This window comes from Phytohabitans sp. LJ34 (assembly GCF_052068095.1).
Classification (GTDB): Bacteria; Actinomycetota; Actinomycetes; order Mycobacteriales; family Micromonosporaceae; genus Phytohabitans.
In genome coordinates this window covers 415,258-433,394 of sequence record NZ_JBQHDG010000001.1, presented here as the reverse complement: position 1 = coordinate 433,394, position 18,137 = coordinate 415,258, and the positions used below count along the sequence as shown (strand labels likewise).

The following is an 18,137-nucleotide window of genomic DNA, read 5'->3' as shown; positions in this document are numbered from 1 at the left end:
TATCGTCGCTGCGTTCCGGTAGCAGACACCGGGGAGCCGTGGCACTCTCGACCGATGAGCGGACGGCTGCGAAACTGTGAGCCGATTCGCCGTTGGGGGTGGGATGAGCAACGGGTGGGTGATGCCCGACGAGGTGCTGCGCGACGCGCCGGCCTACACGCCGCGCTCCTTTGAGCTGGCCGACCTCGAGCTGCTGCTCTCTGGGGCATACACGCCACTGACCGGCTTCCTGGGCAGGGCGGATCTGGCCGGTCTGGCCCGCCGCGGGCGGCTGGCCGACGGCACGCCCTGGCCCGTGCCGGTGACGCTCGAGATCCCCGGCGACCTCGTCTCCGACCTCGACCTGGAAAACCCGCTCCAGCGCGCACTCGTGCTCACCGACTTCGAGGGCGCCCCGGTGGCCGCCGTCGACGTCACCGACGTGTGGCCGACCCGCGAGGGGCGCTACGGCGTGGGCGGTGCCGTGCGGCGGCTGGGCGACGGCGGGCACGGCCCGTTCCAGCGGCTGCGGCGCACGCCCGAGGAGGTCAAGTCGCTGCTGCCGCCGGGCCGCGTGCTCGGCGTGATCGCCGACCGGCCGCTGCACCGTCCACAGTTGGCGCAGATCGCGCACGCCGCCCGTACCCTCGCGGCCCACCTGCTGATCCTCATCCCGGTCGCCGGGCCGAGCCTCGACGGGCTGCCGCCCGAGGTGCTGGTCCGGGCCGTGTTCGCTGCCCGCGACCGGATGCCGCCGGCCACGCTCGTGGCGGTGCCGCTGGCCCGGCGCGGCGACGAGATCCGCGACGCGCTGCTACGCGCCCGGGTCGCCGCGGCGTACGGGGTGACTCACCTGCTCTCCACCGGCGAAATGCTCTCCGGCGGTGGCCCGCGCGTGCTGGTGCCCCGCGAGCTGGCGTACGACAACCGCGACGGCCAGTGGCGCTGGCGCGACGACATCCCTCCGCGCAACAGGCGGTTGGCCCTGCGTCCGGAAGAGATCGAAGACCTGCTCGACCGCGGCTTCCCGCTGCCCGAGTGGCACACGCCGCCGGCGGTCGCCAAAGAGCTGGCCCGGGCCCGCCCGCCCCGCCGCCACCGCGGGCTCGTCGTCTTCTTCACCGGGCTCTCCGGCTCCGGCAAGTCGACCATCGCGCGCGGCGTCGCCGACGCGCTCCGGGAGAGCGGCGACCGCAGCATCACCCTCCTCGACGGCGACGTGGTGCGGCGCGAGCTGACCAAGGGCCTCGGCTTCACCAAGGAAGACCGCGACACCAACGTGCGCCGCATCGGCTGGGTCGCCGCCGAGGTGGCCCGCCACCGCGGGATGGCCCTGTGCTGCCCGATCGCCCCCTACGCCAAGGCCCGAGCCACCGCCCGTGCCCTGGCCCAGGAGGCGGGCGCGGGCTTCCTCCTCGTGTACGTGTCGACGCCGCTGGCCGTCTGCGAGCGGCGCGACCGCAAGGGCCTGTACGCCAAGGCCCGCGCCGGCCAGCTTCGGGGGATGACCGGGATCGACGACCCGTACGAGGTGCCCACCGACGCCGACCTGGTCGTCGACACCAGCGAGATGCCGGTCGACGAGGCGGTGCAGGTGGTGCTTCAGCACCTCACGGAGACGGGGTGGGTCGAGTCGCGCCTCCAGCCGGCCTGACCCGCACCTGGAAGGTGCGCTCCAGCCCGAGCTCGCGGTAGGCGGCCAGCCCGTCCCGCGTGCGGTCCACCCGCGAGTCGCGGCCCCGCTGGTCGCTGGGCGTGTCGAAGTACACCATCGCCTTGACCCGCGGGAAGAGCGGCATCTGGCGGCTGACCGAGCCGTAGAAGCCGGCCCGGTGGCCGGGGTTGCCGTCGTCGTGCCACACGCCCCACTCGCCGAGCATCAGCGGCTTGTCCGGGTGCCGCTCGGCGGCCCAGTTGTAGAACCCGGGCCAGGACGGCTTGCTACTGGACCGGCGGTTCATCATCTCGGCGAAGTCGCCGAAGCCGTACCCGCCGCGCTCGCTGTAGGCGTAGGCGTCCCAGGCGATCCAGTCGATCACGTCGTCGCCCGGGTAGAGGCTCTCGAACCAGGGCTGGGTGTTCAGCGGCACGTACGCCATGTAGTTCATCACCGAGACCAGGTTGGACACTCCCCGCTCGCGGAGCCCCACGAGCACGTGGCGCACCATGGCCGCGTAGTCGGTCGCGGTGCGGCCGGAGCCGGGGCGCGGGTCGACGTCGTTTTCCGGCTCGTGGTGCACGGTGAAGAAGAACGGCTCGGTGAGCGAGCTCTTCAGGCGGGCGGCGAGCTTGTCCAGGTACGCCTCCGTGGCCCGGTCACCCTTGGCGATCTGCGCCCAGGTGGCGCCCAGCGGCTTCCAGTTGAGGAAGAGCACCCGCTCGCGGGCGATCTCGATCTCGTCCGCGGTCGGGAAGTTTTCCTGGCCACGGTGGTACGCGTGGTAGATCGCCTGCTGGCGCCCGGTCTTCTGCTCGAAGTCGCGCAGCGCCCGCGCCCGCGGCGTTTCGGTGTGCGCGCCCGGCGCCACGCCCCACAGCACTCCGCAGCTCGGCACGAGCTTGCTGTCGGTGGTGCAGTTGGGGTCGGGGTTGGTGGGCGGCGGCGTGGGGCTGGGCGGCATCGTCGGCGGCGTGGTCGGCGGCAGCGTCGGCGTGGGCGGGAGGGTCGGCGTGGGCGGGAGGGTCGGCGTGGGCGGCAGGGTCGGCAGTGTCGGGAGATCCGGCATGCCCGGCAGGGTCGGCAGGGTCGGCATGCCCGGCATCGACGGGAGGGTCGGCAGGGTCGGCATCCCCGGTAGGGATGGCAGGGCCGGCAGGTCGTCCGGGTCGGTCTCGTCCGCCGGCAGCCCGGCGGCCGGCGGGGAGCCCGCCGTTGGGGCGCCGCTGGGCGGCAGCCCGCCGGGCAGCCCGGGGATGGCCGGCGTGGAGATGGTCGGCACCGGCACCGACGGCGGGCTCGGCGGCGTGACCGTGCCCCAGGGCAGCACCTTGCCAAACCAGGAGAGCCACAGGGTGGGCTTGACCAGCGAATCGATCGGCGGCACGCCCTCGTTGGCCCAGAAGGTCGCGTAGCCGTCGCCGGCCGGCGCGGTGACCGCGAACGCGTACGTGCCCTCGCGCTGGATCACCCGGCTCACGTCGAAGACCACGCTCTCGTCGTGCGGCCGGGGCGCGGCGCTCGCCACGACGGTGCCGAGCTGGGGCGCGGAACGGGCGTTGAGCGCGCGCTCCCGCCAGTCGGTCGCCGGCACCCGGGTCAGCTCCATGCGGCCGGGCAGCTCGCCTGAGCGGCGGCTCAGCCGCACCTCGGCCCGGACCGGCGCCTTGCCGCCGCGCAGTCCCTTCACGGCGAACTTCAGGTAGGTCACCGCCGCTCCGCCGCCCATCCCGCCGGCGACGAGCTCGGCACCGCCGCCGCTCTCGCGGTGCGGGTCGCTGGTGCTGGCGAACGTGTCCTCAGCAGCCGCGATGCGCTGGTCGGGGGCCCGGCCCAGCTGCCCGCCGGCATAGCCGAGCAGGACGGCCAGGGCAGTCGCGCCGACCGCGATGCCTGCGGTAGCGCCGACGATCTTCGCTTTCGCCATGGGAATACCTCCCGTGCCGCGTGGCGGGTGTGCGGGGTGGTGCCGTCGTGACGGCTGGTGCCCACAGATACGCTATATGGCTTTAGCCCGTTTCACACCTTTTATTTGGATACACGGACCGACACGCCGGGAGTTACGAACTCGGCCGGCCGGCCGTTGAGCCCTGAGACCGAAACCTGCCGAAAGGTCCCTCCCCACCCATGGACTCCTCGACCGACGTCTCCGACTACCTCGGCATGCTCCGGCGGCACTGGTGGGTGGTACTCCTTCTCGCGCTCGCCGGCCTCGGTGGCGCGGTCCTCGTCACCCACGTCCAGCCCAAGGTCTACGAGTCGGCCACCTCGGTGCTCGTCCAGCCGGCCGGCCAGGACACGAACGTCGTCGGCGGGCGGACCAAGGGCGACATCAACCTGGACACCGAGGCCCAGCTGGTCCGCTCGACGGCGGTGGCCGTGGGCGCCGCCGAGCTGCTGCGGTCGGACACCCCGCCGGACGAGCTGGCGCACCAGGTGGCCGTGGAGGTGCCGGCGAACACCGCCGTCCTCGTGGTCGCCTTCACCGCCGGCGACCCGGAGTCGGCGCGGGCCGGCTCGCACGCGTTCGCGGAGGCGTACCTGCGCAATCGGGAGGAGAGCGCGAAGGCCGACCTGAACGCGCAGATCTCCGCCCTCAACGCCAAGGTCAAGCAGCTCAGCAAGACCCTTTCCCAGGTGAACGGCCGCCTCGCGCCCCTGCCCGACGGCAGCCCGCTGCGCCCCAACCTGGAGAGCCAGCGGACTACCACGCAAAACCAGCTCAACAACCTCAGCGGCAAGCTGAACGACCTGACCACCGCCACCGTGACCGGCGGAAAGATCATCAGCGACGCCCGGTTGCCCGAGACGCCGATCAAGCCGGACCCGATGCTCAACCTGGCCACCGGCGCGATGGTCGGCCTCCTGCTCGGTCTCGGCGTGGCCCTGCTGCGCGAGCGGCTGGACCGCCGGGTGCGCACCGCCGCCGACGTGTCCCGGCGCACCCGGGTGCCGGTGCTGGCCGAGCTCACCGCCCCCGCCCACCTCGACGGGGTGCTGCCGCCGCACGAGCCCGGCGGCCGCACGTTCAACCGGCTGCGCAACGAAGTGGTGGCCAGCCTGGGGCCGGACGACAAGGTCGTCGTGGTGGCCGGCGCAAGCCGGGGCGTCGCCTCCACGCTCGTCGCGGCGAACCTGGCCGCCGCCCTCGCCCGCACCGGCAGCGACGTCACCCTGGTCGGGGCCCACCTGCCGGACAGCGTCGCGGACGCCGCGCCGCTCGCCACGATCTTCGGCGTCGCCGCCACGCCCGGCCTCTCGGACGTGCTCGCCGGGCGGGTGGGGCTCGCGGCCGCCGTACAGCACGCGCCGCGCATCCCGTCGCTGCGCGTGATCACCACCGGCAGCACCGCCAGCGCCGCCGGGCTCATGCAGTCGCAGGGCCTGAGCGACGCGCTGGACCTGCTCAGCGCGCGTCCCGGGTACGTGGTGATCGAGGCGCCCGCCACCTCCAGCAGCGCCGACGCGCAGAGCCTCGCCAGCCTCGCCGACGCCGCGATCATCGTGGTCGAGCTGCGCCGCACCCGCCGGCCGGAGGTGACCGACGCGGCTGAGCAGCTGCGCCGGGTCGGTACACCGGTGCTGGGCACGGTGGTGGTGCCCCGGATGGCCGGCGGCTCGACCCCTGGCCCGCGCCCGGCCGCACCGGCCCGCGCCCTGCCGGCGGCGCCCGCGCCCCTTCCCGCGCCCCTTCCCGCTCCCCTGCCCACGGACGAGCCCGCCGACCTCAGCTCCGCCGGGCTCGCCGAGGTGGACCTGACCACGTCTACCGCCGTGATCCGCCTGCCTCCGGGCAACCTCAGATGACCGTCACACTCGCCGCCCCGGAGGTGCCGCGCGCCGCCACGGGACGGCCCCTGCCCGCCTGGCCGGTCGCCGGCGTGCTCCTGCTCTACCCACTGTGGTGGGCGCTCGGCCTCGGCGTACTGATCTTCCCGCTCGTCGCCGTACCGATGGCCGCCCTGCTGCTCCGGGCGCACGTGGCCGGCCGGCCGGTGCGCCTGCCGCCCGGCTTCGCGCTGTGGGCGGTGTTTCTGGCGGCGGTGCTCGTCGGCGTCGCCGTGCTCGGCGCCGAACCGGCCGGCGCGGTCGACGAGCACGCCAGCGGCCGGCTGATCGGCGCCGGCTATCGCGTGATCCAGTACGCGGCGCTGACCGTCCTGCTGATCTACGCGGGAAACCTCACCGAGGCCGAGCTCTCCCGCCGCCGCCTGGTCGGCCTCCTCGCCTGGCTCTTCGCGATCACGGTGGCCGGCGGGCTGCTCGGCATCTTCGCCGGCCACTTCGAGTTCACCTCCCCGGTCGAGCTGCTCCTCCCCTCGCACGTGCGCGACAAGGGTTTCGTCCAGTCGCTGGTGCACCCGTACGCGGCGCAGATCATGGACGTGGTCCGCGACGCGCATCCGCGGCCGGCCGCGCCCTGGGGGTACACGAACACCTGGGGCAACAACTTCTGCCTGCTCGTGGTCTGGTTCGCCGCCTGGGCGTGGGGGTACCCGGCCCGCCGCCGCACCCGGTTGCTCGCGCTGGCCTGCCTCGCCGTCTCCGTGGTGCCGGTCGTCCACTCCCTCAACCGCGGCCTGTGGATCGGGCTCGGTGTCTCGGCCGTGTACGTGGCCGTCCGCCTGGCCCTCGCCGGCCGCACCTGGGCGATCGGCGGCCTGGCCGCCGCCGCGGCCGCGCTGGCCGCCGCGCTCGCGCTCACCCCGCTGGGTGGCGTGGTCGGCGCGCGGCTGGACGACGGCCACTCCAACGGCGTGCGCTCGTTCCTGACGGAACGGGCGGTCACCGGGATGGCCGAGTCGCCGGTGGTCGGCTTCGGGTCGACGCGCACCACGATGGGTGGGCGCAACTCGATCACCGTGGGCGAGAGCGCGGCCTGCGAACGCTGCGGCAACTTCACCGTCGGCGGCAACGGCCAGCTCTGGCAGCTCCTCTTCGCGCACGGCCTGGTCGGCACCGCCGCCTACCTGGGCTTCTTCGGCTACGGGCTGTGGCGCTTCCGGCGCGACCGCGGCCCGATCGGCATCGCCGGCGGCTGCGCCATCTTCGGCGGCTTCGCCGCGATGCTCTGGTACAACGCGCTCGTCACGCCCCTGGCCTTCATGTTTCTCGCGTACACCCTGCTGTGGAGGAACTCCCTTGCCCGTTAAGACCGCACCCGCGCGGCTGACCGCGGGTGACGCGGACCTGCGCGCCCAGTTCCTGGAAGAAGTGCTCCGGCTGCTCTATCCCGAGCCGTGCACCACTCGCGGGAAGTCGCCGGTGGTCACCGAGTACGTCGTCGTGCCGGACGCCCGCCGCCCGCGGCTGCTCGTGCCCACGCGCTCGCGCCGGGTCGCCGCCGCGGCCGTGCGCCGCTACGCCGAGCCGCAGTCGCGGGTCGCCCGCCTCAAGCGCGACGCGGTGGTCGCCGCCCTGCGCACGCCCGGCGCCGCGTCGGTGCTGCTCCGCCATCGGGTACGCATCTGCGGGCCGGCCGGCGAGACCATCGACGGCTACCTGCGCGCGGCACTCGGCACCGACCTGGCCCTCAGCGTCCACATCGGACCGGCACGGGCCAACCGCAAGCCCGTGCTCCAGCTGATCGCGCCGGACGGCGAGACGCTCGGGTTCGCCAAGCTCGGCACCGGCCCGCTGACCCGCCGCCTGGTGCGGGCCGAGACGACCGCGCTCAGCGCCCTCTCCCACGTGGGCATCCGCGACGTGACGGTGCCGCGGGTGCTGCACACCGGCGAGTGGCGGGGGCACCAGGTGCTGGTCCAGTCGCCGCTGCCGGTGTGGCGCCCGCGCGCCCCGCTGGCAGCGGATCGGCTCGCGGCCGCCATGCGCGAGGTCGCCGGCTGCTGCGGCACCTCCCGGAGCTGGCTCGCCACCAGCCCGTACTGGGCGGAGCTGCGGGACCGGCTGGACGCGGTCGCCGACCGGCCGGAGGGCGCCGCGCTGGGCACCGCCGCGCGAACGCTGGTCGAGCGGGGTGGGGACGTCGACCTGCGGTACGGCGCGTGGCACGGCGACTGGTCGCCCTGGAACATGGCAACGCTCGCCGACACGCTGCTGGTCTGGGACTGGGAGCGGTTCACCACCGGCGTGCCGCTCGGCTTCGACGCGGTCCACTACGACCTCCAGCGCCGGATCCAGTCCACATCGGACGCGGAGGCGGCGGTGGAGGCCACGCTCGGTGTCGCGGCGGCGCTGCTCCGGCCGTTCGAGGTGACCGGCGCCGCGGCCCGGCTGACCGCCCTGCTCTACCTCGTCGACCTCGCCGCCCGCTACCTGGCCGATCGCCAGGCCGAGGCCGGCGCCCGGCTCGGCGTGCTCGGCACCTGGCTGCTGCCCGTGCTCGTCCGGCGGGTGGCGGCACTGTGACCGGGCGTGGCGCGCGGGTGCCCGCGCCGGTCAAGCGAATGGTCCACTTCGGATCGAGGTCGTACGGCCGGGTCACCGCGCCGGCCCGGATGCTGCCGTCGTTTCTCATCTGCGGCGGCCAGCGCTGCGGCACCACGTCGCTCTACCGGGCGCTGGCCGCCCATCCGGCGGTGCTGAAAGCGGTGCTGCACAAGGGCGTGCACTACTTCGACACCTCGTACCACCGGGGCATGGCCTGGTATCGCGGCCACTTCCCGCTGCGGCGGACGGCGGTCAAGGTGGAGCAGCGCTTCGGCGTGCCGGCGCAGACGTTCGAGTCCAGCCCGTACTACCTCTACCACCCGCAGGCGCCGGCCCGGATCGCCCGCGACCTGCCCGGCGTGCGGCTCGTCGCACTGGTCCGCGACCCGGTCGAGCGGGCGTACTCCCAGCACGCGCACGAGTTCGCCCGCGGCTTCGAGCCGGAGGCGTCGTTCGCCAAGGCGCTGGCGCTGGAGCCGGCCCGGCTCGCCGGCGAGGAGGAGCGGCTCGCCGCCAACCCGCGCGCGTACAGCTTCGCCCACCAGCACCACGCGTACCGGGCCCGCGGCGAGTACGCCACGTACCTCTCCCGGATGGCGGCCCGCGTCGGGCGCGGCTGGATCCACGTGGTGGAGAGCGAGCGGTTCTTCACCGAACCGTCCACCGTCTACCGCGAGGTCCTGGACTTCCTCGGGCTGCCGCATCTCGGCGACCCACCGTTCGAGCGGCACAACGCGCGGCCCCGTCCGTCCGAAATGGATCCAGGCCTCCGCCGGGAGCTCGCCGCGTACTACGAGCCGCACGACACCGCCCTGACCACGTGGCTCGGCGCCGTCCCGGGATGGCGACGGTGACCGCCGTCCTCGCCCCGGCCAAGCGGCGGGCGACCGGGGGGATGGCCCGCCGCGGGCTCGCCGGGATGGCCGGCGCCGGGTTCAGCGGAGTGGCCGGCGTCGCGGTCACCTGGCTCGTCGCCCGTTCGCTCGGCGCCGAACAGGCCGGCGCGTTCTTCGCCGCCACCGCCGGCTTCGTGCTCGCCGGCGGCGTGGCCCGGCTCGGCACCCAGACCGGCCTCGTGTACTGGGTCGCGCGGCTGCGCATGCAGGAGCGCACCCGCCTGCTCGGCGCGTGCCTGCGGATCGGCCTGGTCCCGGTCGCCGCCGCGTCAGTGGCGCTGGCCGCGGTGCTGTGGTTCGCCGCGCCGGCACCGCTCGACTCGCTCGCGCTCTTCCTGCCGCTCGCCGCGCTCTCCGACGCCGCGCTCGCCGGCACCCGCGGCTACCGCCAGCTCCGCCCCACGCTCCTGCTGGAACGGGTGGCGCGGCCGGCCATGCAGGTGCTGACCATCGGCGCGCTGGCGGTCGCCGCCGTCTCGACGCCCGGCGCGTACGCGGCCGCCTGGGTCGGGCCGTACCTGCCGGTCGCGCTCCTCGCCGGGTACGCGCTGCGCCGCGCCTACCTCTCCGTGCCGACGCCGGTGCGGCGGCCGGGGCACAAGACATATCTGGCGCTGCGCGCGCAGTTCTGGCGGTACACCGGGCCAAGATCGGTCGCCAGCGTCGCCCAGCTGGCCCTCCAGCGGGTCGACGTGCTGCTCGTCGCCACGCTGGGCGGTCTGGCGGCGGCCGCCGTGTACGCGGTCGCCAGCCGCTTCGTCGTGCTGGGTCAACTCGCCAACCAGGGCATCTCGCAGAGCGTCCAGCCCCGACTCGCCGAAGCACTGTCCATAGGGGACAGGCTCGCGGCCAACCACCTGTACCAGACGGCTACCGGCTGGCTCGTGCTGGTCACCTGGCCGCTCTACCTGATGGTCATCACGTACGCGCCGGTCTACCTGGGGCTCTTCGGCGACGGTTACCGCGCCGGCGGCCCCGTGGTGGTCATCCTCGCGAGCGCGATGCTCGTCGCGACCGGCTGCGGCATGGTCGACGTGGTCCTGTCGATGGCCGGCCGCACCCGCTGGAACCTCGCCAACGTCACCGCCGCACTCGCCCTCATGGTCGCGCTCGACCTCGCGCTCATCCCCGCCTTCGGCGCGGTCGGCGCCGCGGTCGGCCTGGCCGCCGCCGTGCTGGTCAACAACATCGTGCCGCTGGTCCAGGTGGGCCGGGCGCTGGGCGTACACCCCTTCGGCCCCGGCACGGTGGCCGCGGGTGGCCTGGCGGTCGCCTGCTTCGGTGTACTCCCGCAGGTGCTCGCGGCCACGGCCGGGACGGGCCCGGTAGCCGTGCTCACCGCCGCGGCCCTGGCCTTCGCCGCCTATGGCGGGGGTGTGTGGCGGATGCGCCGCCGGCTGGGCATCCTCCGGTGAGGCGCGCGCTCCTGGCGGCGGTGCTCGCCCTGGCGGCCTGCGGCGGTCCGCCGCCGCCCGCCGAGCCTCCACTCCCGACGGTCGCGGCGACCCATGCCGGCCCGTACGACGCCGGCCCGGTCGACCCACCGGCCCGCGGCGCGCTGCTGGGCGCGTGGGTGAAGCCGAAGAGCTACAGCCAGTCCGGCAGGCTGGCCGCGATCGAGAGCCTCCAGCACGACCTGGGGCGCCGGCTGGACATCGTGAACACGTACCGGCGCTTCGACGAGGATTTCGGCACCGAGTCGGACGAGGAGTTCATCCGGCAGGGCCTGACCATCATGCTGAGCTGGGCCTCCGGCGACACGCGGTCGATCACGTCCGGGCGCCACGACGACCTGATCCGGGCGCAGGCGAGACGCGTGCGCAAGGCCCGCGTGCCGGTGCTGCTCCGCTTCCGGTGGGAGATGGACCGCCCCAACCTGCGGGCCACGATGTGGTCGGGCGAGGACTTCGTCGCCGCCTGGCGGTACGTCCGCGAAATCTTCGACGAGGAACGCGTCCGCAACGCCTCCTGGGTGTGGTGCCCGACGGCCGAGGGCTTCGCCCGCGGCGAGGCCCCCGCCTTCTACCCCGGCGACGACGCGGTGGACTGGACCTGCGTCGACGTGTACGCGAGCAGCGAGCTGAGGCCGATCGGCGAGCTGATGGCACCGTTTCTGCGCTGGGCCGCCGGCCACGACAAGCCCATCATCGTGGGCGAGTTCGGCGTGGCGGGAGCGTGGGGGTCGGCGGCGCGGGCTTCCTGGCTGCGGGACGCCGCCCGCACTTTTAAGGCCAACCCGCAGATCAAGGCCGTCAGCTACTTCGAGTCGGACGACGACAAGGGCCCGACCGGCCACTTCACCCTGACGAACGACTTGCCGGCTTTCGCGGCCTTCGTCGAGCTGGGCAGAGATCGTTGGTTCAACGCACGGTAGTCGTATCACGGACACCAATTGCTTTCGCGAGATCGCCAACGTGTGGCTGAACTGGGATGCAAGAAAATCAGCACACCCAATGATCAAATGCGTCGAAGCATTGATCTCTCGTGTCCACTACACTAGCCGCCAACCGAATAAGGAGAGCGAAGTGAATCCCTCCCGGGTAGCTCGAGTCGAGCGGAAGACGAAGGAAACCAGCGTTCTTGTCGAGGTCGACATCGACGGGCGCGGCCGGGTTGATGTCAACACCGGCGTCGGTTTTTTCGATCACATGCTGAGCCAGTTGGGCAAGCATGGGTTGTTCGACCTGACGGTCAAGACCGAAGGCGATCTCCACATTGACGCCCACCACACCGTCGAAGACACCGCTTTGGCTCTTGGCGAGGCGTATCGGCAGGCCCTCGGCACAAAGGAAGGGATTCGCCGCTTCGGTCACGCGTGGGTTCCGCTCGACGAGGCTCTCGCGCAGGCGACAGTGGATCTTTCGGGGCGCCCCTACGTCATCCACAACGAGCCGGCGGGGATGGCTCCGATGATCGGCGAGTACGACACGACGTTGACCCGACACATCGTCGAGTCATTCTCGGCCCAAGCGCAGATTTGCATTCACCTGCACGTTCCTTACGGACGCAACGCGCATCACATCGTCGAGGCCCAGTTCAAGGCGCTGGCCCAGGCGATGCGCGACGCGTGTGCCTTCGACCCGCGAATCGTCGGGGTCCCGAGCACAAAGGGTGTCTTGTGACCGAGGGTTTTGCGGTGGAGATCAATCGATACGACTTGACGAAGTTGTCTCCAGAGGATCGGCTACGCCTGCTGCGGCGCGCACAGACAAATGTGGAAGCCGCACAAGAGGACGCCCGGCGCATTATCGAGGACGTTCGACACCGGGGAGACGACGCGCTTGTCGAGTACGCTCAGCAGTTCGACGGCGCACGACTCAGCCCCACGGCCCTCGCGGTGACCGAAGACGAGTTCACGCGGGCGGAAGAGGAGCTGAGCCCGATCCTCCTGGAGACCATGCGGCAGGCCGTCACAAACGTGCGTCGGCATCACCAGGCCCAACTCCCACAACCGACCTGGATGATCGAGCCGACCCCTGGGGTGATCACGGGCGAACGCATCACGCCCATCGAATCCGTGGGGCTTTATGTGCCGCGGGGCAAGGGATCATTTCCCTCGGTAATGATGATGCTTTCCGTCCCGGCGGTCCTCGCCGGAGTCCAGACGATCGTGATCTGCACGCCGCCGGGTCCGGACGGCACCGTCGACTCGGCCAGCCTCGTGATGGCAAAGCTGTGCGGAGTTTCGACCGTATTGAAGGTCGGCGGCGCTCAGGCCGTCGCGGCGTTGGCATACGGCACCAAGACAGTTCCCCGAGTCAGCAAAATCATTGGTCCCGGCAATCCGTACGTTGCCGCTGCGAAGCAACTCGTCTACGGCGTCGTGGATCCGGGCCTGCCGGCGGGTCCCAGCGAGTCCTTGGTCCTCTGCGACGATCGCGCCAACCCGGCTGTCGCGGCTCGTGAGCTCATCGTCGAGGCCGAACACGGACCGGATTCCGCGGCGGTGCTGGTCACCACATCACAGACGCTTGCCGACGAAGTGGCGACACTGGTCGGCGAACTGGTCCAGCGGCTGCCGTCGCCACGACGGGAGTTCTGCGAGAAGGTCTTTTCGGGATACGGCGGCATCGTCGTCGCTCCAGACCTTTCCGATGCCATCGACTTCGTCAACGAGTACGCACCCGAGCACCTACGGGTCCTGGTTGAGGACCCCTTCTCGGTGCTCAATAGGATCAGAAACGCCGGCGAGGTGCTGCTCGGCGAATACGCATCCATTCCGTATGGAAACTTCGCCCTCGGAGTCAACGCCATCCTGCCCACCGGAGGAAACGCGCGCTCCTACTCCTGCGTGAGCGTCTACGACTTCCTCAAGAGGTCGTCGTTCAGCTATGTCTCGCCCGCCGGTGCTCGGGCGGTAGGGCCGATCGCGGTGGCCTTGGCCGATTACGAAGGCTTTCCCGCGCACTCGGAAGCCGCACGGTTCGTGCTCGACCGTGCGACCGAAGAGCCTTAGGAGCTCGCGCTGTCGACGAGGGGAGGACGGCCGTGCGAAAGCGCCCGACGATCGCAATCGCGCTGCCGCCGATCGTCCTCTTCCTGCTCCTGCCGGTAGCGACAAATGTCGCCACCACCGGCATTCCGGAGGGGCTCGCACCATACCTGTGGCTTGCCTGGCCGATCGCCCTGCTGCTGGCGACACCGGTCGTGGTGAGTGAGGTTCGCAACCGGCGACTCAGGACTCTCTGGGGAGGTGCCGCGGCGGGTGGCGGGCCTGCGCCGGAAGCGGAGGGAGTCACGCCCCGCAACCTCCCCCGCGACATCCCAGACTTCACCGGACGCGGTCAGCACGTCGATATGATCGCGCGGCACATCGGGGCGTCGGTGATGTCTCCGACCGTCACGATCGCGGCGATCCACGGCATGCCGGGGGTTGGCAAGACGTCACTTGCCGTGCACGTCGGTCACCGCATCCAGGGCCGCTTCCCCGACGGGCAACTGTTCATCGATCTACGCGGGTTCGCGCCCGGCGTCGTCGCGGCCGAGCCGACAGATGCCCTGGAAAGCCTGCTCCACCAGCTAGGGGTCCCAGCCGGCAAGATTCCACCGACCCTCGACGAGCGGGTGAGCCATTTTCGGACCCGGATCGCCGGCCGGCGCCTGCTCATCCTCCTGGACAACGCCAAGAGTGAGCACCAGGTCCGGCAGCTGCTGCCCGGGTCACCTGGCACGGCCGTGATCGTCACGAGCCGGTCACGCCTGGGAGGCCTCGAGGGAGCGCAGCAAATCAGCCTGGAAACGATGCGGGACAACGAGGCCATCGCGCTCCTCACCAAAATCGTCGGGACGGGGCGTCTCGCGGATCGGACCACCCAAGCGTCGGAGATCGCTGGTCTCTGTGGCCATCTGCCTCTGGCCATCCGCCTCGCCGGCGCTCGTATGGCGAGCCGACCCAACTGGTCGGCTTCCACCCTCGCCGACCGGCTCAGATCGCAGCGTCGCCGGATCGAGCAGTTGCGAGCAGGCGACATGAGTGTGGTGGCCGCGTTCGCCGTCTCCTACGAAAATCTCGACCTGCGAGGACGGCTTGTCTTCCGGGCGCTGGGGCTGAGCACGGGCGGCGACATCGACGTCACAGCCGTCGCGGCGTTGGCCGGCATCGACGCCACGGAGGCCGCGGAGTCGCTCGACGAGCTTGTCGACGGGCATCTGGTCGACGAGTCGCCCGACGCCCGCTACCGGATGCACGACTTGTTGCGCCAGCATGCCCGCGACGTAGCTGTCCGGATCGACCCGCCCGAGCTACGCCGGCAAGCGCAGATCCGGATGCTGACGCACTACCTCGCCAAGGCGAGCAAGGCCTGTGCGACTTTGGACCCTACGTGCCGCAGGATCGAGATACCCGGATCCCCGTCCGAGCCTGACCAGGCTTCGATTTCCTACGCGGAGGCCCTGAGATGGTTCGAGGTCGAACGGTCGAATCTTGTCGCCGCGATAAGCCTGGCTGTCGAGATGAGGGCGGACGAATACGTCTGGCGTTTGGCCCTTGCGTTACATCCGTACTTCCTCCTACGTGGTGGCATGGACGACTGGGTCAGCACCAAAAAGCTGGCCGTAGACGCTGCTCGCCGGTTGGACGACGCGGTTGCCGAGGCTGACGCGCTCCTGTCCCTGGGCATCGCTTCGCGCCGGCTCGGCCGCTGTCAGGACGGCGTAAAGTACCAGCTGCTCGCCTTGGAGCGTTACCGGTCGGTCGACGACAAGGTCGGCGAAATGAACTCGCTCGTCAATCTCGGGATCGTCTATCGCCGGCTTGGCCGATATCGAGACGCGGTCGAAGTGCAGGAAGCAGCCATCGAGCTACACGAAGCCCTGCGGGATCAGGTCGGCGAAGCCTCCGCACTGACCAACCTCGGCCTCGTGTATCAACGCCTGGGGCAGTATCCCGAGTCGTTGGCATGCCATCAGAAAGCCTACGAGATGGCGCGCCGCATCAAGGAGCACCACTGCGTCGCCATGGCCGCCACCAACATCGGCATCGTCTACGAGCGGATGAGCCGCCTCGACGAGGCGTTCGCCCAGCACGAGCTGGCCCTGGGCATAGCTCAGGAGATCGGCGACCAGCACGTCGAGGGACACACGCTCAACAACCTCGGCGTCGTACTGTCGCGGTCCGGCAAGCACGACGACGCCATCAAATACCATCGCAGCGGGTTGGAGCTCCTACGGCAGACCGGCAGTCGTGGAGACGAGTGTGAGGCCCTGAACGACATTGGCTACGCGCTGTACGGACGCGGTGACTATCGTGGAGCGAAGACGAACTTCGATGACGCCTTGAAAATGGCGCAACAGATCGGAGACAGATATCTCGAGGCGCGAGCGTTGTACGGCCGCGCACTCGTCCTGCGCCGCAAAGACAGGTCGGGGGCGAGCCGGTCCTACCGGGAGGCCATCGCAATCTTCTCCGAACTCGGTGTGCCAGAGGCGGCCGAGCTGCGCGAGCCGTCCTTCGAGCTGCACTGAACGCGTCAGGCTACTTGCCGCTCGATGTCGTCGAGGCACCGGTCTATCAGGCTCCGCCTCGCCCCGCTCTCCGCACCCATCTCCACGGCCATCGCGAACCCGAGCGCTCTGATCTCCGGCGGAAAAGCCGATCCGTCCGCGAGGTTTTTCGTAAGCAATGGGCAGCAGAACAATGCGGCTTTGAACCGCGCCCGCCAATCCTTCGGGAGCCATCCTCGGCCGCGCAGCTCTGTCAAGATGGGGGTCAGGGTGTGCTGAAGCTTGCTGTGGAGAAACATGTGGCGGATCGGTGGCAGCTCAAAGTCATGGGTGACCACGATGGCCTCGTCGGTGATGTCCAAGGTCAACGTCAGGTCGGCGTTCTTGAGCTCTGGATAATACATCCACATCGCGAAGGTGTTGTGGAAGATCGGCTTCGCAAGATCGAGAAATGGGTCGTGTCGACCACCGAAAGCCGGGTCGAAATAGACGAGCTGCCGCTCGTGCTCGACGAAGAAGATATTGCCGTTATGCGCGTCCCCATGCCCGATCACGGATGCTCCCGGGCGGGACGGCTGGAGCAGTCGATCCGCGTCGGCGATCAAGGATCCTAGACTGCATTTGTATCGCTGGCCATTAACCGACCAGCTCTTGCGGAAGACCTCGGCTATCGGGAGCTTCGCCCCGGGGAGCGACAGCATCTGGCCGGAGCCGTAGTAAGACCTGAAACGGGTGCCGGCGAGGCGGTGATGAAAGAGCTGGTGCACCGGGGCGACAGCCGCAGAATCCGGATCTTGCCACTCGAGACTGCGGACGTAGATCTCGAAGAGCTGGCGGTCGCTGCGGATCTGTGCCTCGGTCAGCGCGCCCAGGCTTCCCACCGGCGCGCTGTCGATCTCGATCTGCCACGCGATGTCGAAAACGGACGGCTCGTCGACAACCTCGTAAATGAGCAGCTGTCGACCGGCCGTGACGGAGCTATGCACCGGCTCAAGCGTCGGGTAGCCCACCTTCGCGAGGAGGGCGGAGTTGTAGAACTCACTTATGACGGCGTGCGGCTCGGTATGGGTCTTGAAGAAGAGCCGGTGACCGTCAGCGAGCGTCAGGAACCCGTTGAACGAGTTGAGCGAAACGGCCAAGGGACGCAGCTCGACGGCCGAAACGTTGAGCGGAAATGTGTCTTGGATGAAGTCGCGAAGTAGCTGCTCGGCACCCGACCTGTCGGTGTGCTGCCGCCGCTGTATTTCGATCAGCACCTCAGTCATGCAACCCCCTGGGTCCTGTCCCCGATGTCAGGATCGCAGAGTCTCGAAGTGAGATCACGGGAAGCCCAAGACGTGGAACGCGGCCCGGATCGGTAGTCTCGATATCGTCGTCGATCTTTGTATTGGTACTCGCACACCACATGAGTTGACTTTCGTACCACCGCTCTCTTGCGCGATGCCATAAACCTTCACGGTGAGGCCTCCGCGCTAGCGGCGTACGGCGTTGCTGGCGAGCAGGCGCAGGGCGTACGGGGCGTCGTGGCGCAAGTAGCGGCTCGCCAGCCGCCGCGGTTCGTTGCCTAGCCGGTGGGCCCACTCCAGGCCCGACTTCTGCATCCACTCCGGGGCCCGCTCGCGATCCCCCGCCACGAAGTTGATCGCCGCGCCGCAGCCGAGGAACCAGCTGAACGGCAGCTCCGGCCTTAGCAGCGACACGAGCCACTCCTGCTTGGGAAAGCCCACGCCGACGTACACCAGGTCGGGCTTCGCCTCCACGACCTCGCGGAGTACCGACGCGAGCAGGTGCGGGTCGTGCTCGAAGCCGTACTCCGGGCTGCGCCAGCCGGCGATGCGCAGGCCGGCGCATTCGGCGGCCAGGCGGGCGGCGGCCCGGCCGGCACCGTCCACCCAGCCCGGGTCCTCGGGCTCGCCGCCGAGCAGGTACACCGAGCGGCCGTCCAGCCCGAGGCCCGCGGAGAGCGACCAGATCAGGTCCGAACCGGTGACCCGCTCCGGCAGCGGCGTGCCGGCCAGGCGGCTGGCCCACACCAGCGGTGTGCCGTCCGCGACGACGAGCGTGGCGTCCTCGAGGTAGGCGCGGATTTCGGGGGCGAGGCGGGCCCGGCGCAGGATGTCGACGTTGGGTGTGACGATCCGCCCACCTTCGCCCCGGTCGAGCGCGGCGCGGACCGTGGCCACCACCTCCGCCTCGGTGATGGCGTCCACGGAGACGCCGTCAAGCAGTATTCGTTCCGACATTGCGGTCCTATGGCTTGATCGTTCGTTATT

General features: G+C 70.6%; 13 protein-coding genes. 10 read left to right on the top strand and 3 right to left on the bottom strand.

What is annotated here, in order from left to right:
- The first annotated feature begins 103 nt into the window (after positions 1–103).
- Positions 104–1,633, top strand: coding sequence for an adenylyl-sulfate kinase (cysC, locus tag ACTMTJ_RS02045; protein WP_441214267.1), 1,530 nt, complete (start codon positions 104–106; stop codon positions 1,631–1,633).
- Here cysC and ACTMTJ_RS02040 read toward each other — a convergent pair.
- Positions 1,590–3,563 carry a CBM96 family carbohydrate-binding protein gene (locus ACTMTJ_RS02040; protein ID WP_441214266.1) on the bottom strand — a complete coding sequence of 658 codons (1,974 nt, stop codon included), beginning with the start codon at positions 3,561–3,563 and terminating at the stop codon, positions 1,590–1,592. The genes cysC and ACTMTJ_RS02040 overlap by 44 nt on opposite strands.
- 200 nt (positions 3,564–3,763) lie before the next feature.
- Here ACTMTJ_RS02040 and ACTMTJ_RS02035 point away from each other — a divergent pair, with 200 nt between their 5' ends.
- The 9 genes from ACTMTJ_RS02035 to ACTMTJ_RS01995 all read left to right on the top strand — a co-directional run bounded on the left by ACTMTJ_RS02035 (position 3,764) and on the right by ACTMTJ_RS01995 (position 15,885).
- On the top strand, positions 3,764–5,443 hold the full coding sequence (locus tag ACTMTJ_RS02035) for a Wzz/FepE/Etk N-terminal domain-containing protein (RefSeq protein ID WP_441214265.1): 1,680 nt from the start codon (positions 3,764–3,766) through the stop codon (positions 5,441–5,443).
- Positions 5,440–6,789, top strand: a complete 1,350-nt coding sequence (locus ACTMTJ_RS02030) for an O-antigen ligase family protein (RefSeq protein ID WP_441214264.1) — start codon at positions 5,440–5,442, stop codon at positions 6,787–6,789. The genes ACTMTJ_RS02035 and ACTMTJ_RS02030 overlap by 4 nt, the downstream gene beginning before the upstream one ends.
- The gene (locus tag ACTMTJ_RS02025; RefSeq protein WP_441214263.1) at positions 6,779–8,005 is read left to right on the top strand and encodes a hypothetical protein; all 1,227 of its coding nucleotides are present in this window, start codon (positions 6,779–6,781) and stop codon (positions 8,003–8,005) included. Before ACTMTJ_RS02030 ends, ACTMTJ_RS02025 begins: the two co-directional genes overlap by 11 nt.
- 38 nt (positions 8,006–8,043) lie before the next feature.
- The gene (locus ACTMTJ_RS02020; RefSeq protein ID WP_441214486.1) at positions 8,044–8,880 is read left to right on the top strand and encodes a sulfotransferase domain-containing protein; all 837 of its coding nucleotides are present in this window, start codon (positions 8,044–8,046) and stop codon (positions 8,878–8,880) included.
- On the top strand, positions 8,868–10,337 hold the full coding sequence (locus tag ACTMTJ_RS02015; protein WP_441214262.1) for a lipopolysaccharide biosynthesis protein: 1,470 nt from the start codon (positions 8,868–8,870) through the stop codon (positions 10,335–10,337). The genes ACTMTJ_RS02020 and ACTMTJ_RS02015 overlap by 13 nt, the downstream gene beginning before the upstream one ends.
- Positions 10,334–11,296 carry a glycoside hydrolase family 26 protein gene (locus ACTMTJ_RS02010; RefSeq protein WP_441214261.1) on the top strand — a complete coding sequence of 321 codons (963 nt, stop codon included), beginning with the start codon at positions 10,334–10,336 and terminating at the stop codon, positions 11,294–11,296. Before ACTMTJ_RS02015 ends, ACTMTJ_RS02010 begins: the two co-directional genes overlap by 4 nt.
- A 151-nt stretch (positions 11,297–11,447) precedes the next feature.
- Positions 11,448–12,044 carry an imidazoleglycerol-phosphate dehydratase HisB gene (gene hisB / locus ACTMTJ_RS02005; protein ID WP_441214260.1) on the top strand — a complete coding sequence of 199 codons (597 nt, stop codon included), beginning with the start codon at positions 11,448–11,450 and terminating at the stop codon, positions 12,042–12,044.
- The gene (hisD, locus tag ACTMTJ_RS02000; protein ID WP_441214259.1) at positions 12,041–13,378 is read left to right on the top strand and encodes a histidinol dehydrogenase; all 1,338 of its coding nucleotides are present in this window, start codon (positions 12,041–12,043) and stop codon (positions 13,376–13,378) included. The genes hisB and hisD overlap by 4 nt, the downstream gene beginning before the upstream one ends.
- Before the next feature lie 32 nt (positions 13,379–13,410).
- On the top strand, positions 13,411–15,885 hold the full coding sequence (locus tag ACTMTJ_RS01995; RefSeq protein WP_441214258.1) for an ATP-binding protein: 2,475 nt from the start codon (positions 13,411–13,413) through the stop codon (positions 15,883–15,885).
- A 5-nt stretch (positions 15,886–15,890) separates the two neighbouring features.
- Here the strand turns inward: ACTMTJ_RS01995 and ACTMTJ_RS01990 are convergent, their stop codons facing one another.
- Together ACTMTJ_RS01990 and ACTMTJ_RS01985 are read right to left on the bottom strand one after the other, a co-directional pair.
- A complete protein-coding gene (locus ACTMTJ_RS01990) occupies positions 15,891–17,129 on the bottom strand; it encodes a hypothetical protein (RefSeq protein WP_441214257.1) in 1,239 nt (412 codons plus the stop codon).
- 207 nt (positions 17,130–17,336) lie between these two features.
- On the bottom strand, positions 17,337–18,107 hold the full coding sequence (locus tag ACTMTJ_RS01985) for a WecB/TagA/CpsF family glycosyltransferase (RefSeq protein WP_441214256.1): 771 nt from the start codon (positions 18,105–18,107) through the stop codon (positions 17,337–17,339).
- Positions 18,108–18,137 lie beyond the last annotated feature (30 nt).